Below are 15740 nucleotides of genomic sequence, written 5' to 3' on the forward strand. Positions count from 1 at the left end.
CCCGCTCCCACAGGTTCTGCAGCGTCTAGACGGGCTGCAATTTCTGCTCGAAAACCGCTACCCCATTCAAATCCCGCAACACCACGCTCATCTCCCCGCTCTGCCCTTCGATGTTCACCTCGCCAAAAAACTGAAACCCGGCAAACGGTGAAGCGTTCTGCGTCGGTGGGGCCTTCTGGAACACCACTTCCGGGCCGAAGGTCTTGTCCAGTGGATTAGGGCCGAAACTCCCGGCATTCAGCGGCCCGGCGACAAATTCCCAGAACGGTTCGAAATCCTGAAACGCCGCGCGATCCGGGTGGTAGTGATGCGCTGCGCAGTAATGCACGTCCGCCGTCAGGAACACGAAATTGCGTACCTGTTGCGCCCGCAGGAAACCCAGCAACTCGGCGACTTCCAGCTCACGTCCCTGCGCCGGGCCGGGATCACCGTTGGCCACGGCCTCCCAGCGCGCCACGCCCGGGCTGACTTCACCGTCGGGCACGCCGAGGCCGATCGGCATGTCGGCGGCGATCACCTTCCACTGTGCCTTGGAGTGCTTCAAGCCACGCTTGAGCCAGTCCAGTTGCTCACGCCCCAAAAACGGTTTGGCCGCGCCGAGGTTGTCGTCGTTGGCGCCGCGATAACTGCGCATGTCGAGCACGAACACATCGAGCATCGGCCCGTAACCGAGCTTGCGATAAATCCGTCCGCCGCCATCGGCCGCCTGCAGGCGCATCGGCGAATACTCCAGCCAGGCCTTGCGCGCGCGGCCGACCAGGGTGTGGATATCTTTTTCCTGATAACGTTCGTCGAGCTGCTTGCCCGGCGACCAGTTGTTGACCACTTCGTGGTCGTCCCACTGCCAGATCTGCGGTACTTCGGCGTTGAAGCGGCGGATGTTTTCGTCCATCAGGTTGTAGCGGTAGTTGCCGCGATAATCGTCAAGGGTCTGGGCGACTTTGCTCTTGGCTTCGGTGGTGAGGTTGCGCCAGATCCGCCCACCCTCGGTGGTCAGTTGCGCCGGCACCGGGCCGTCAGCGTAGATGGTGTCGCCGCTGTGGATAAAGAAGTCCGGCAGGCGCAGGCGCATGGATTCGTAGATGCGCATGCCGCCGATGTCCGGGTTGATGCCAAAGCCCTGGCCGACGGTGTCGCCGCTCCAGACGAAGCGGATGTTGCGCCGCGCTTTCGGAGTGCTGCGCAAATGGCCGAGCCACGGCTCGCTGGCGACGCCGGATTGTGCGTCCTTGAAATACACCCGATAGAAAATCGCCTGATCGGCGGGAAGCCCGGTGAGTTCGACCCGGGCGGTGAAGTCGGTGCGCGCATCGGCCAGTGGCGAGACTACACGGCGCGGGTGGCGAAACTGACTGCGGGTGTCCCACTCGACCACCATCCGCGCCGGACGGTCGCTGCGGCTCCAGATCATCGCGCGGTCACCTTGCAGGTCGCCGGACTGCACGCCGTCGGTGAGTTGCGGCCGATCCTTGACCGACGCGATCACCGCCGGCGCCAGCCCCGGCATCAGCAGCCCGGCACCGACAACCTGCATGACCCGTCGACGCCCCGGATTGAAATCGCTCATGCTGTTCTCCCTGGAAAAAGGAAAACTTAAGCACGGGATGATGAATCCGGCATGACAGCACATCCCCCCTGTGGGAGCGGGCTTGCTCGCGAAAGCGGTGTATCAGTTAAAGAAATATCGACTGACACGACGCCTTCGCGAGCAAGCCCGCTCCCACAGGGGTATTGCAGTGTCAGGCTTTGGCGGGTTCCAGCGCCAACTCAACAGCTTCCGGGCGCTTGACCGTCGCATAGACAACAGCAGTCAACAGACTCCCCGCGACAATCGCCAGCAGATACAGCAACGCATGATTGATCGCATTGGGGATCGCCAGCACAAACAAGCCACCGTGCGGCGCCATCAGTTTGCAGCCGAAGTACATCGACAACGCGCCGGTCAACGCACCACCGGCGATGCTCGCCGGAATCACCCGCAGCGGGTCTTTCGCGGCAAACGGAATCGCCCCTTCGGAGATGAAACACAGCCCCAGCACCAGCGCCGCTTTACCGGCCTCGCGCTCGGTCTGGGCGAACTTGCGGCGGGCGATGAACGTGGCGATGCCCAGCCCGATTGGCGGGACCATGCCGGCAGCCATGGTCGCGGCCATCGGTGCATAACTCTGCGAAGCCAGCAGCCCCACCGAGAAGGCATACGCGGCTTTGTTGATCGGCCCGCCGAGGTCGACGCACATCATGCCGCCGAGCAACACGCCGAGCAGAATCGCGTTGGTGGTGCCCATGCTGTCGAGAAAATGCGTCAGTGCCGCAAGCATCCCCGCGACCGGTTTACCGACCACGTAGATCATCACCAGACCGGTGATCAGGCTAGCGAACAACGGAATGATCAGAATCGGTTTCAGCGCTTCGAGGCTCTGCGGCAATGCCACATAACGACTGATGGCCTTGGCCGCATAACCGGCGATAAACCCGGCGACGATCCCGCCGATAAACCCTGCCCCCAGCGTGCTGGCGAGCAAGCCACCAATCATCCCCGGCGCCAGGCCCGGGCGGTCGGCGATCGAGTAGGCGATGTAACCGGCGAGCAGCGGCACCATCAGCTTGAACGCGGTTTCGCCGCCGATCTGCATCAGCGCTGCCGCCAGCGTGCCTTCTTCCTTGAACGCGGTGATGCCGAAGACGAACGACAGCGCGATCATCAGCCCACCGGCCACCACCATCGGCAGCATGAACGAAACACCGGTCAGCAGGTGTTTGTAGACCCCGGTTTTCTCTTGCTTGGCCGGCGCCTTGCCGTCGCTCGCAGCGCTCTCAACCTGAGCTTCGGCGAGGGCTTTTTTCAGTGTCGCTTCGGATTGCTTCAAGGCAATCCCGGTGCCGCAACGATAGATTTTCTTGCCGGCGAAACGCTCGGTGGCGACTTCGATGTCGGCCGCCAGCAACACCACGTCAGCCTCGGCAATCGCCGTTGCGCTGAGCGGGGTTTTCGCGCCGACCGAGCCTTGGGTTTCGACGTGCAGTTCATAGCCCAGGCGCTTGGCGGTTTGCTGCAACGCTTCGGCGGCCATGAAGGTGTGGGCGACGCCGGTCGGGCACGCGGTGATCGCGACGATGCGCGGCGCACGTTGCGCAGCGGCAACCGGGACGGCTTCGCTGGCGACGTAAATTTCGGCCTCTTCGGCACCGCGACGCAGCACCGCTTCGACATCCTGCAGCGCTTGCGCCGGGGCGATGCGGAACACGCGCTTGCCGACAAAACGCGTCATGTCGATGTCGCCGGTGACCACCAGCAACACCCACTCCGCCGCTTCAATGGTGGCGGCCGACAATTCGCGCTCCGGGTGCGCCGCATCGACCACTTCAACGCTGGTGCTCCAGCCCTGACGCTGAGCCGCCGCATCGAGCAGGCGGGCGCACAGCACACTGGTGACCATGCCGTTCGGGCAGGCCGTGACAATGGCTAGTTTCATGACAAACCCTCTTATTGTTCTGTCAGGGGACGCACGCGTACGCCCTGTTCGAGCTGCGCCAGTTGCGCCGAATCGTTGATGCCGAAACCGATCTGCGTCACCGCCATCGCAGCAATCGCCGTGGCCGTGCGCAGGGTCTGCTCGGGAGTATCGGCACTGAGCAAACCGTGGAGCATGCCGGCCAGCAGCGAATCGCCGGCCCCCACCGTACTGGCGACCGTGACCTTAGGCGGCGTGGCATGCAGCGCCGAGCCGACACTGAACCAGTTCACACCGTCAGCGCCGTGGGAAATCACCACGTGCTCGATACCCTTGGCGTGCAGGCACGCCGCTGCCTGCGCTTCGGCCGCGTGCGAAACCACATCGCAATCGAGCGCATCGGCGAGTTCTTCGGTGTTCGGCTTGATCAGCCACGGGCGCGCTTCAATGGCCGCGCGCAAGGCTTCGCCACTGCTGTCGAGGGCGACTTTCAGGCCGAGACCGTTCAGGCGTTCGATCAACTCGCGCAACCACTGCGCGCTGACGCCGCGCGGCAGACTGCCGGCGACCACCACCGCGTCATGCCCCGGGGCGATCTGCAGCAGACGCTCAAGCAGCGCCTGCTGCGCCGCCGCGTCGACCACCGGCCCTGGGCCGTTAATGTCGGTGATGCGCCCGTCGTGCTCGGCGACCTTGATGTTGCTGCGCGTCTCCCCCGGCACACGGAGGAACCCGTCGACAAAGCCGCGCTTGGCGAACAGGGTTTCGAAGGCTTGCAGATTGTCTTCGCCGAGAAAGCCGCTGACCGTCAGTTGATGCCCGAGGTCTGCGAGTACCTGGGCGACGTTCACGCCTTTGCCGGCGGCGTGGGTGTGCATCTCGTCGCTGCGGTTGACCTGACCGGCCTCCAGGCGTGACAGCTCGACCGTGAGGTCCAGCGCCGGGTTGAGGGTCAGGGTGAGAATCTTGGCCATTACAGGGCCTCCACTAATGCACGCACTTCGTTCGCGCTGCCCACGGTCAGGGCTTGTTGAGCAAGGGTTTGCGCCTGGGTCAGGCTGAGTTCGCGGATGCGCGCCTTGACCTCGGCGATGCTGCGACCGGACACGCTCAGCTCATCGACGCCAAGGCCGACCAGCACCGGCACCGCCAGCGGATCCGCCGCCAGTTCGCCGCAGACACCGACCCATTTGCCATGGGCATGCGCGGCACGCACGGTGATGTCGATCAGTTGCAGCACCGCCGGGTGCAGGCCGTCAGCCTGGGCCGAAAGCGTCGGATGACCACGGTCGATGGCCAGGGTGTATTGCGTCAGGTCGTTGGTACCGACGCTGAAGAAGTCGACTTCCTTGGCCAATACCGGCGCCAGCAAGGCCGCTGACGGTACTTCGATCATGATCCCCAGTTGCAGATCAGCGACCGGGATTTCCAGGCGCAGGCGTTCGGTCATGTCGCGGGCCTGACGCCACTCTTCAACGCTGCCGACCATCGGGAACATGATCCGCAGCGGACGGTTGTCCGCCGAACGCAGCAAGGCGCGCAATTGCGCTTCCATGATCTGCGGACGCTGCAAGGTCAGGCGAATGCCGCGCACACCGAGGAACGGGTTTTCCTCCTTGGCGATCGGCCAATACGGCAGCGGTTTGTCGCCGCCGACATCAAGGGTGCGCACCACCAGCGGCCGCCCGGCGAGGCCGTCGAGAACGCGCCGGTATTCGGCCTCTTGAGTGGCTTCGTCTGGCGCTTGCGGGTGGGCCATGAAAATCAGTTCGGTGCGCAGCAGACCGATGCCCTCGGCGCCCTGCTCGACCGCAGCGCTAACCCCGGCGCTTTCACCGATGTTGGCGAACACTTCCACGGCATGACCGTCAGTGGTGTGCGCCGGTTGATGACGTTGTTCGGCGGCGGCCTTGAGGCGCTGCTCGCGGGTGTCGCGTTCTTCGGCGGCACGTTGCAGGGTCGCGGCATCGGCGTCGACGTGCAGGCGACCGCGCTGGCCGTCGAGCAGCAACGGCGTGCCCGGTTCCAACAGCAACACCGCAGCGCCCGCCCCCACCAGCGCAGGAATTCCGAGAGCACGGGCGACGATTGCACTGTGCGCGGTGGCGCCGCCGCGAGCGGTGAGAATCCCCGCTACCCGCGCCGGATCGAGTCGCGCGACGTCCGACGGGCCGACTTCATCCATCACCAGAATGTACGGTTGTTCAGGCTCGTTCGGCGTCTGCACGCCACAGAGTTGCGCCAGCACCCGGCGGCCGATGTCCCGCAGATCAGCCGCCCGCTCAGCGAGCAACGCGTCCTGCAGCGATTCCTGTTGTTTGGCCGCCGCTTCGATCACCGCCATCCACGCTGCTTCGGCGCTTTCACCTTGCTTGAGGCGGGTGTCGACTTCGTCGGTCAGCTCCGGGTCGTCGAGCATTTCCTGGTGGGTGATAAAGATCTCGCGGATGGCCTTGGCCTTGCTGCGTTCGATCAGGCCCTGAATGTCACTGCGCACATCGCTCAGCGCTTGCTTGAGGCGCTCGCGTTCAATGCCGGCGGACTCGCCGCGCAACGGGTAATCGATCGCCTGCTGCACCTGAATGTGCGCCGGGCCGATAGCAATACCCGGCGCGGCAGGGATCGCCTGCAACTGCGCGCCGGACGCCGGGGCGACCAGCACTTCGGCGATATCAGCGATGACTTCGCGTTGCTGGCTCACGGCCGGCAGCGGTTCGACTTCTTCACCGAGGCCTTCTTCGATAGCGGCCAGCAATGCAGGCAAGGCGTCAGCGGCGATGCCCGGTTCGGCGATCAACTCCAGTACCTGACCGCGACGGGCGCCGAGGCTCAGCAGTTTGCTCAGGCTTTTTACCGACACGGCACTGTCCGCGCTGTCGACGATGCGCACGCGGATTTCGCCGTCAAAACTCTTCGCCAGTTGCGCAAGGATCTTCGCCGGACGTGCATGCAGACCGTGGGCGTTAGCCAGGGCAATGCGCGCGCTCGGCCAGTCGGCCGGCAGTTCGCCGCCGAGCACTTCGAGGACTTTGCGGCTGCTGGTGGCGCGGCCCAGTTCATGGCCACGGCCTTCGATGAGTAATGCGCACAGGCGCTCAAGCAGTGCCTGATGCGCCTCGCCGAGACTCGCCAGACAAAACAGACCGCTCAGTGGCTGGCCGAGGTAACGCATCGGTTTGTCCGGGGTGACGAAGGCCAGGCCCGGGCGCTTCACGGTTTGCTCGCTGTGCAGCCACCACAGGCCATCACCCAGCGGCAGCGCTTCGACTTGTTGCAGCACACCGGCAAAACCGTTGCTCACACAATCGGCCTGCCGCAGCAGTCGTGCGCCACGCCAGACCAGTTCTTCGAAATCGTCAGCCGACACGCCGAGGCCGATCATCTGCGCATCCAGCGCCAGTTCCTGTGGCGCGCCTTGCAGCAGTTTCAGCAGCGCTTCCGGCGAGCTGGCGCGGCGCAGGGCCTGGCCCAGATCGGTCTCGCCGAGGGCGCGGGTCAGCAGTTGCAGCAGGCGCAGGTGTTCGTCAGATTTGGCGGCGATGCCGATCGCCAGATAAACGATCTGACCATCGCCCCAATCCACGCCCTCGGGAAACTGCATTAGGCGCACGCCGGTGGCGAATACCTGATCGCGGGTCTCGGGCGTACCGTGGGGGATGGCGATACCTTGGCCGAGAAAGGTCGAGCCCTGGGCTTCCCGGGCCTGCAAGCCGGCGAGGTAGCCATCGGCGACCAGGCCATCGGCCACCAGATGATTGGCGAGTAATTGCAGGGCGGCGGGTTTATCCACAGCCGATTGGCCCATGGATATCTGCTCTATAGTGAGCTCGAGCATGCGATCTCCTTTTTGGCACATGGATGCGCCAGGATATTGTTTTGAATGGTCACAGCTTAGGCGCTGGTCAGCCTGCTTTTCAGCGGCAGTTTTGGCGGTTTCACGGCAGAACCGGCCAAAGGCGTCTAAAACGTAGAAAATACGCTTGCTGAAACGTTTAATCTAGATTGATCGGCACGTTACTCGATAATGTCTCATCCTTGAAGTCCAACTTGTCGGATGCGCTGCGACAATAGTCGTCTGCCCGAATCGGGTAGGATTGGCGAAAATGTGGCGGCAAGCTCGAAAAAACAAGGAAATCCCGGGTTGAAACTCAGTGATATCGCGCGGTTGGCCGGAGTGTCCGTGACCACCGCCAGCTACGTCATCAACGGCAAGGCCGAACAGCAACGCATCAGCAACGCCACGGTCGAGCGGGTGCGTGCGGTCGTCGAACAGCACGGCTTCACCCCCAATCCACAAGCGGCCGGGTTGCGCAGTCGGCACACCCGCACGTTGGGCTTTATTCTGCCGGATCTGGAAAACCCCAGTTACGCGCGGATCGCCAAACTGCTCGAGCAAGGCGCGCGGGCACGGGGTTATCAGTTACTGATTGCGAGTTCCGACGATGCGCCGGACAGCGAGCGCCAGTTGCTGCAACTGTTCAAGGCGCGCCGCTGCGATGCGCTGATCGTCGCCAGTTGCCTGCCGGCCGGTGACGACAGCTATCGCCAGTTGCAGGCCAAGGGTCTGCCGATCATCGCCATCGACCGGGTCATGGAACCCGAGCACTTCTGCTCGGTGATCAGTGACGACCGCGAAGCCAGCCTGCACCTGACCCAGAGCCTGCTCGACCCGCAGCCGAAACAGATCGTGCTGCTCGGCGCGCGTCCGGAGCTGAGCATCAGTCAGGAACGTGCTGCCGGCTTCAAGCAGGCACTGGTCGACTTCAAAGGCGAAGTGCTGATCGAGCACGCCGAGTCCTTCAGCCGCGAATGCGGCAAGCAACTGATGGAAGAACTCCTGCAGCGTCTGGGGCATTTGCCGGATGCGCTGGTGACCACGTCCTACGTGCTGCTGCAGGGCGTGTTCGATGCGCTGCATGACTTCCCGCTCAAATCCCGTCCGCTGCGCCTGGGCACCTTCGGTGACACGCAGTTGCTCGACTTCCTGCCGCTGCCGGTCAACGCCATGGCCCAGCAGCACCAGTTGATCGCCGACAAAGCGCTGGAACTGGCGCTGGCCGCCGTCGAGCAATCGCAATACAAGCCTGGCGTGCAGGCCATCGCGCGGACCTTCAAGCAGCGCATTCACCGGGACTGAGCCGTGGAGCTGATCGACAGCCACACCCATCTCGACTTCCCCGACTTCGACGCCGATCGCTCAGCGTTGCTCGCCGAAAGCCGCGCCCTCGGGGTGCGGCGGATGGTGGTGCTGGGGGTTTATCAGGGCAATTGGCAGCGGGTGTGGGATCTGGTGCAGAGCGATGCCGACTTGTACGCGGCATTCGGTCTGCATCCGGTGTACCTCGATCAGCATCAACCCGAAGATCTACACGCACTCGGCGACTGGCTGACGCGGCTGCGCGGCCATCGACAGTTGTGCGCAGTGGGCGAGATCGGTCTGGATTACTTCATCGAGACCCTCGACCGCGAACGCCAGCAGGCGCTGTTCGAGGCGCAGCTGCAACTGGCGGCAGATTTCGAACTGCCGGCGTTGATCCACGTCCGCCGCAGCCACGCGGCGGTGATCGCCACGCTCAAACGCTTCAAGCTCAAACGCGCCGGGATCATCCACGCCTTCGCCGGTAGCCGCGAAGAAGCACGCGAATACATCAAGCTCGGTTTCAAACTGGGGCTGGGTGGTGCGCCGACCTGGCCACAGGCGTTGCGCATGCATCGGGTGCTGGCAGAGTTGCCGCTGGACTCGATCGTGCTCGAAACCGATTCTCCGGACATGGCGCCGGCGATGTATCCAGGTGTGCGCAACACTCCCGCGCACCTGCCGGCGATTTGCGAGGCGTTGGCCCAGCTGATGAATATCAGCCCACAACAACTGGCTGCCGCCAGTACCGCCAACAGTTGTGAAATCTTCGGTTGGTAATCCATACCCCCTGTGGGAGCGGGCTTGCTCGCGAAAGCGGCGTGCCAGTCGGCATAGTCGTTGACTGATACACCGCTTTCGCGAGCAAGCCCGCTCCCACATTTCGATCTGCGGGTGTCAGACCCGGAACGCGCTGATCAGCTGCTTGAGTTCCACCACCTGCGCCGACAGTGCCCGGCTGGCGTCCTCGGTCTGGTGCGCCCCTTGGGCCGTGCGCTCGCCGGCGCGGTTGATCTCGACGATGTTCTGGTCGATGTCATGGGCCACGGCGGTCTGTTGCTCCACGGCAGCAGCGATCTGCTGGTTCTGATCAACGATCATGCCTACCGCGCCGAGGATGTTTTCCAGCGCCTGCTGGACCTTTTCCGACTGCCCGACCGTGCCGTTGGCCATCTGATGGCTGACACCCATGGCTTTCACCGCCGCGCCGACGCCGCCATGCAGTTTGGCGATCATCTGCTCGATTTCTTCGGTCGATTGTTGGGTGCGTTTGGCCAAGGTGCGCACTTCATCCGCCACCACCGCAAATCCTCGGCCCTGCTCGCCGGCGCGAGCCGCTTCGATGGCAGCGTTGAGCGCCAGCAGGTTGGTCTGCTCGGCAATGCTCTTGATCACTTCCAGCACGCGGCTGATCGACTGGCTGTCGCTGGCCAACTGGTTGATCACCAGCACCGATTGATCGATCTCGCTGGCCAGCGCGGTAATGCTGCCCTGCTGCGCCTCGACCAGCCCGCGACCGCTAATGGTCTCATCGTTGACGCTGTGCGCGCTGCTCACCGCTGCCGCCGCGCTGCGTGCAACTTCCAGCGAGGTCGCCGACATCTGGTTCATCGCCGTCGCCACTTGCTCTATCTGCGTGCGCTGCCCGGCCACTGCCTGATTGCTTTGCGCAGACACGGTTTCCACCTGCCCGGCCTGGCGCTCGACCTCAGCCACGGTCTGCCCGACCCGCTCGATCAGGTCGTGGATTTTCCTCACGGTGCCGTTGAACACCTCCCCCAGCTCACCCAATTCATCGCGGCTGTTGGCCTTGAAATTGACCGTCATATCGCCAGCCGCGACCTTGTCCATCATCGCGCCCAGGCGCTTGAGCGTGGTGCGGGTCGAGGCGTAGAAACCACCGTAGAGATAGAAAATCAGCACGAACACCACCGCCAGCGCCACCGCCTGCAACACCATGTGCGTGCGGTTTTGCGCCAGGCGCTGCTGCAATTGGGTATCGAGGAATTTCAGCGTCGCGTCGTTGAGTTGATAGGTCGTGTCCATCAGCGCGGTGACCTGGTCATAGAACGCCTGCCACGGGGTATCGAGGGTCTCGGCCATCACGACTTTCGCTTCAAACAGTTCACTGGTCTGTTTGAGCGAAGCCTTGCTGCTGTCGGCCGGCGCGCTGAGGCTGGCGCGCGCGGCTTTGCTGGAGTCGAGGGCGTCCTGCAATTTCAACGCGTATTCGGCCTGGAGCTTTTCGATCTGCGCCAGCAACTCGTCGAAACGGCTGCTCGACGAACTGTTGAGAAAGCCTTGCCCCAACGAATACGAACCGATGGCCCGACCCTCGCCCAAGGTCTGAGTCACGGCCGGGGTGATATGGGTGAGCAGCTCGCTGAGCTGGCGGATGTCGCTCTGGTTGTCGCGGCTAAGACCGGCCTGACTGGTGACGATCTGGCTGAAGATCTGCGCGTTGCCGAGCAGCTTGCCGATCATCGCGCTTTTGCTTTGCAGGGAGCTTTCCGCCTGCTGGGCCTTGAACGCGCTGATCATTTCATCGCGTTTGCCGTCGAACAGTTTGATCTGCTCGGGAGCGTCGGTCATCGCTTGCAGACCTTGCAGACGCGCCAGCACGGTTTGCTCCAGGCTGCTGATCTGCGCTTCGAGGTTGTCGGCTTTGCCGGACTGACCGAGGGTGACGTTGATCTGCACCAGATTGTTCAGCGTCTCCAGGTCCCGGCGCAGGCTCAGGCTGCTACCCAGCAGATCGAGGCTCTGCAATTCGATCCGGGTGCCCTGGAATTCGCGATAGGAATCGCGCACCAGATAGAAATTGGTCACCAGCATCGGCACCAGGAACAGCACGCTGATCAGGCTGAACTTCATGCCGAAGCTCAGACGGTTCATCAGCGAGACGGCGGGATAGAGCAAGCTCTTCACTGGAAGTCTCCCTTGGTTTTTCTTGTTTTTATTGGCAGGCGCAGGGCGACAGCAGATAGCCACTATCGGGCGCTGTCTCTGTATAGCTCAAATCGGCGGGAGGTTTTGTAACTTAAGGTTAACGGCTATCTGGGGCAGATCGCTCACCTTGTGGCGAGGGAGCTTGCTCCCGCTCGGCTGCGCAGCAGACGCAAATCGCTTGGACGCGTCGTTTATGATGAACAGCGAGGGCGGCTTCGCCACCCAGCGGGAGCAAGCTCCCTCGCCACAATGAATTTCACCGAGGGTTCAGTGGATCAGCACTGTCCACAAGGCAAACCCGGCATACCACAGCACCGCCGCGCGCAGCAGCAGTTCCCACAGGCAATCGAGGGTGTTGATGCCTTCAGGCCCGACCACCGGCGGCGGGATCTCAGCGGCTGCCAGCCCGACCTTGTTGATCAGTTGCGCGGCGCTGATGTTCCAGTTCAGCAGCTCATGCAACATCACCCGGCTGACCGCGACGAAGTTGCCGACCAGTGCAAGGCTGGCAGCCAGCAGGCGCACCGGCAACCAGTCAAAAGCGTGACGTAACTGGCCGGCACGTTCGGCGAGCGCCGGGTTCTGGCTGTTTTCTTCAGCCAATGCCAGCAAGCGATAAGCCAGCGCCGCCACTGGACCGAGCACGAAGTACCAGAAAATCACCGCGAAAAAGCTCTGATAGGCCTGCCACAACAGGTGACCCTGAACCCGGTCCAGCAACTGCTCGCCGCTGTCGGCGCAGATGTTCAGATCACGCTTGGCCACATGCGCTGCCGCTTGCAGGTCTTCACGACGCCAGGCGTCACGAAACGGCCCGAGGCCGCCGAGCAGATCACCGCGCCCCAAAGCGTAAATCACCACCAGCAAATGCACCGGCAAGGCCAGCAAACCGTACGCCACGGGCTCCAGCACCAGCAGCAACAGGCCGAGCAGTGCCACCGGCAGCAACACCAGAATCGTCAGCACCAGCCATGGTCGCTGGGCCAGGCGCGCGCTGGTTTCGAGTTTGTGCAGTTCGCGGATCCATCCGCCATCGCGTTGAACCCGATGGCGCAGGGCCGAGAACTTCTCGATCCACACCGCCAGCAGTAACACCAGAAAACTCATTGTCCTTCCTCTTGTACCAGGGCTGCGCGGTAACGCGCCCAGTCGAATGCCGGGCCAGGATCGGTCTTGCGCCCGGGTGCGATGTCGCTGTGCCCGCAGATGCGGGCGCCGGTGATGGCCGGAAATGCTGTTTGCAGCTGACGCGTCAGCGTGATCAACGCCTGATACTGCGCATCGGTAAAGGGCAGATCATCAGTGCCTTCGAGCTCGATGCCCACGGAAAAATCGTTACAGGTTTCCCGGCCTTCGAACATCGACACGCCCGCATGCCACGCCCGCTCAAGACAGGAGACAAACTGGGTGACCTTGCCGTCACGTTCGATCAGAAAATGCGCCGAGACGCGCAGGTCGGCGATCCCTGCAAAATAGGGATGCTCGGTGACATCCAGACGATTCTGGAAAAATTCCTGCACCTTGCCCGTGGCGAACTGCGCCGGCGGCAGGCTGATGTTGTGGATCACCAACAGGGAAATTTCGCCCGCCGGGCGTTCATTGAAGTTGGGCGATGGGCAGACCTGCACCCCGTGACACCACCCGCTAGCGGGATCCAACTGCATACCGATTCCTTCAACGCCGACTGTGTTGGCGCCCAGTATGCCGTGATCGGCCCCCGGCGCGCGATCACTTGCCGCGATTGAGTCGCCGCAGATTGCCGAGCACCGACTCCAGCGCCCGGTCGAACAGCAAGGTGTCATCCAGTGCCCGCACCGCGCCACGGCGGAACTCAAGGGCCAGGTCGACGCGGCTGCGCTCCAGCACTTTCATCCCGGTACGGTCGACAAACACGTATTTGCCGGTGGCTTCGATGATCGCTGCCAGCTTGCAGCGCAGGCTGTGCTCGTCGTCTTCCTGGAACGCGACCCAACTGCCCAGGCGCAGTTGCTCCAACTGACGCAGCCCCGGGTCGTCATGCGCCAGGCCGCTGGCATTCAGGCCGATCGCGCCCTCATCAGCGCTGCGCAGGGTAATGTGCTGCGACACCTCCACCAACGCCGGCGCATCGGCCGGCGGCTGCTCGGTTGAGGGTTCAAGCACCCGCACATGCAGCGCTTCCAGCTCGCTGAAAAATTCGCTGGTAGCGAACGGATCGAACGCCGAGCTGCTCAGGCCATCACGCAATGATTTGAGCAAACCGGGCACCAGCGCCAGCAACTGCAGACCGGCGTCCGCCTCGTCGTGACGCTGCACGCTCCAGATCAATTGCTCCATGGTCTGCACATCGGCCTGCCACTCAGCGCAGTGGTCGCCATGTTTGAGGCAGGTCAGCAGCAGCACTTTGCTCCACGCATCACGCACAAACGTCACCACCGACGGCGGCAGGACTTTACCCAGCAAGGCTTGATTCAGCACCTGCTCGACTCGTTGCCGCGCCAGTTCGGTTTTCGCCCGCCCTTCTTCGGCATCGCGCAAACGCTGCTCCAGCAATTCGCTGCGCCGCCGCTCGTCACTGGTGAACGCCAGGAAATCGGCGAGCAGCTCGGAGAAAATCGCCGGGTCGTCGACGAAGTCGCTCAACAGGCGCTGCACCACTTGTTCGATGCGCAGATACAGGCTGTCGCGCGCTTCGCCATTGCAGTCGCCCCAACCCATGGCGGCATCGGCGATTTCATTGAGCAGCCGCCGCGCCGGGTGGCTGCTGCGGCTGAAGAAACTCTTATCGAGCACCGCCACCTTGAGCATCGGGATCTGCAATCGAGCGATCAATGCCTTGAGCGAATCCGGCAGGTTACGGTCCTCGAGGATGCAGTCGAAGACCATGGCGATCAGGTTGATCACGTCTTCATCCGCGCCGTCGACAATGCGCGATTTGCCGCTTCTGACGCTGACCCGCGTCAGCAACTGCTCAAGCTGATTGCGCAGATCGAAATCGTCCTGCGCCGCCAGCGCCGGCACATACTGCTGCAAGTGTGAAAGCAGGCGCAGCAGATCGCGGGTGCTAATCGGTAGCGCCGCCGCACTCGGCTCCAGGGTCGGCGCGACGCTGCCGCGCACGTGCAGCAGCAGTTCCTGCAACGCGGCGAAGACTTCCTGCACGCCTTCGTCGGCGGGCGCGGTTTCTTCACTTTCTTCGCTGCTGATGCTTGCTGCCGCACGCTCGATTGCGCGGCGTGCAGGTGCCGGTTTCAACTCGGGCAACACGCCGGTGGCGACCAGCAATTGATTGGCTTCGGCATACAACTGCTCGGTATCGGCCAGCACATAGCGTTCGAACAGCTTGAGCAGGATCAGCTTGACCTTGATCTCCACGCCCAGGTTACGTCCGGCCTGCAGAAAGAACTCGCAGAGCATCGCCGGGCCGAGCGGGTTGTGCTGGTTATCGAAATCCTTGCCCAGCAACACGTTGAGTCGCGCGGTCAGCTGATCGAGAGCGAAGCCGTCGCGCTTGAGCACCCGGCCGACCATGGTTTCGACTGCCACACTGCGCTCCATGTCATCGGTACGCGGTGCCGAATCCTCGAATATCAGCGCGCCGGGCAATGTGGGAGGTACGGCGCCGTATTGAATCAGCGCGACAAAGGCTTCGAAGAATTGCTCGAGAAAACCCCGTTCGATGTTTTTGCGCTTGAGACGCAGATCGCGCATGGCTTCGAAAAAGATGTTCTGTTCGACATCGTTGCGCGCCCGGTCGGCCATTTCGAACAGGGTGTCGTCGGCGTTATCGAACAATTCCTGCAAGCCGTGGCGCAGTTGCTGGGCAGCCTTGTCGCGAACCTGAAGCAGAATCACAGGCAGGCGGGCGAGCGGCGAGTGATTCGCCTGATCGGTAGCGGCCTTGTGCAAAGGCACTACATTCCCGTCGTTGTGCATCCAAGCCTCCTGAAACGGTGATTCCACTGGGCAGTTAGCGCGCAATTTCCTGTGGGAGCGGGCTTGCTCGCGAAAGCGGTGTGTCGTTCGCCAAAACTGTCACTGACAAACCGCTTTCGCGAGCAAGCCCGATCCAACATCGGCGTCAAAGCCATGACGTCAAATGCAAGGCGGATTATCTTGCAAAACTTGTCCCCGGCGCTATAGCCGTCAGGGTTTCCCCTATGCCCGCGACACCTTCCAGTGACCACGAAAAACGGCGCTTTGCTCACAGAAAATCGACCAGT

The 15740-nt window shown here is 62.8% G+C and carries 10 protein-coding genes; 2 read left to right on the plus strand and 8 right to left on the minus strand.

All coding sequences use genetic code 11. The annotated features are described in order from the left end of the window. Positions 1 to 25: 25 nt before the first annotated feature. The 4 genes from CKW11_RS24930 to ptsP form a co-directional block, all read right to left on the minus strand. Positions 26 to 1567: an alkaline phosphatase gene (locus CKW11_RS24930; protein ID WP_095139808.1), complete on the minus strand. Its 1542-nt coding sequence runs from the start codon at positions 1565 to 1567 to the stop codon at positions 26 to 28. A gap of 172 nt (positions 1568 to 1739) precedes the next feature. Next, the gene (locus CKW11_RS24935) at positions 1740 to 3473 is read right to left on the minus strand and encodes a PTS fructose-like transporter subunit IIB (RefSeq protein ID WP_095139809.1); all 1734 of its coding nucleotides are present in this window, start codon (positions 3471 to 3473) and stop codon (positions 1740 to 1742) included. 11 nt (positions 3474 to 3484) lie between these two features. Beyond that, entirely contained in the window at positions 3485 to 4426 is a 942-nt protein-coding gene (pfkB, locus tag CKW11_RS24940) for a 1-phosphofructokinase (RefSeq protein WP_095139810.1), read from the minus strand. Beyond that, on the minus strand, positions 4426 to 7287 hold the full coding sequence (gene ptsP / locus CKW11_RS24945) for a phosphoenolpyruvate--protein phosphotransferase (protein WP_095139811.1): 2862 nt from the start codon (positions 7285 to 7287) through the stop codon (positions 4426 to 4428). The genes pfkB and ptsP overlap by 1 nt, the downstream gene beginning before the upstream one ends. 306 nt (positions 7288 to 7593) lie before the next feature. Between ptsP and cra the strand changes: the two genes are divergently transcribed. Beyond that, positions 7594 to 8589: a catabolite repressor/activator gene (gene cra, locus CKW11_RS24950; RefSeq protein ID WP_095139812.1), complete on the plus strand. Its 996-nt coding sequence runs from the start codon at positions 7594 to 7596 to the stop codon at positions 8587 to 8589. A gap of 3 nt (positions 8590 to 8592) precedes the next feature. Next, complete coding sequence (locus CKW11_RS24955; RefSeq protein WP_095139813.1) at positions 8593 to 9369, plus strand: TatD family hydrolase; 777 nt, start codon at positions 8593 to 8595, stop codon at positions 9367 to 9369. 117 nt (positions 9370 to 9486) lie between these two features. On the opposite strand, the gene CKW11_RS24960 is transcribed toward CKW11_RS24955, so the two are convergent. From CKW11_RS24960 to CKW11_RS24975, 4 genes are all read right to left on the minus strand, one after another. After that, positions 9487 to 11517: a methyl-accepting chemotaxis protein gene (locus tag CKW11_RS24960; RefSeq protein WP_095139814.1), complete on the minus strand. Its 2031-nt coding sequence runs from the start codon at positions 11515 to 11517 to the stop codon at positions 9487 to 9489. A 288-nt stretch (positions 11518 to 11805) separates the two neighbouring features. After that, positions 11806 to 12645 carry a regulatory signaling modulator protein AmpE gene (gene ampE, locus CKW11_RS24965; RefSeq protein ID WP_095139815.1) on the minus strand — a complete coding sequence of 280 codons (840 nt, stop codon included), beginning with the start codon at positions 12643 to 12645 and terminating at the stop codon, positions 11806 to 11808. Next, a complete protein-coding gene (ampD, locus tag CKW11_RS24970; protein WP_095139816.1) occupies positions 12642 to 13202 on the minus strand; it encodes a 1,6-anhydro-N-acetylmuramyl-L-alanine amidase AmpD in 561 nt (186 codons plus the stop codon). The genes ampE and ampD overlap by 4 nt, the downstream gene beginning before the upstream one ends. Before the next feature lie 64 nt (positions 13203 to 13266). Then, the gene (locus CKW11_RS24975; RefSeq protein ID WP_095139817.1) at positions 13267 to 15453 is read right to left on the minus strand and encodes a DUF1631 domain-containing protein; all 2187 of its coding nucleotides are present in this window, start codon (positions 15451 to 15453) and stop codon (positions 13267 to 13269) included. Positions 15454 to 15740 lie beyond the last annotated feature (287 nt).

The sequence above is a fragment of the Pseudomonas sp. Irchel s3a10 genome (assembly GCF_900187525.1).
In the GTDB taxonomy this organism is placed as follows: Bacteria; Pseudomonadota; Gammaproteobacteria; order Pseudomonadales; family Pseudomonadaceae; genus Aquipseudomonas; species Aquipseudomonas koreensis_G.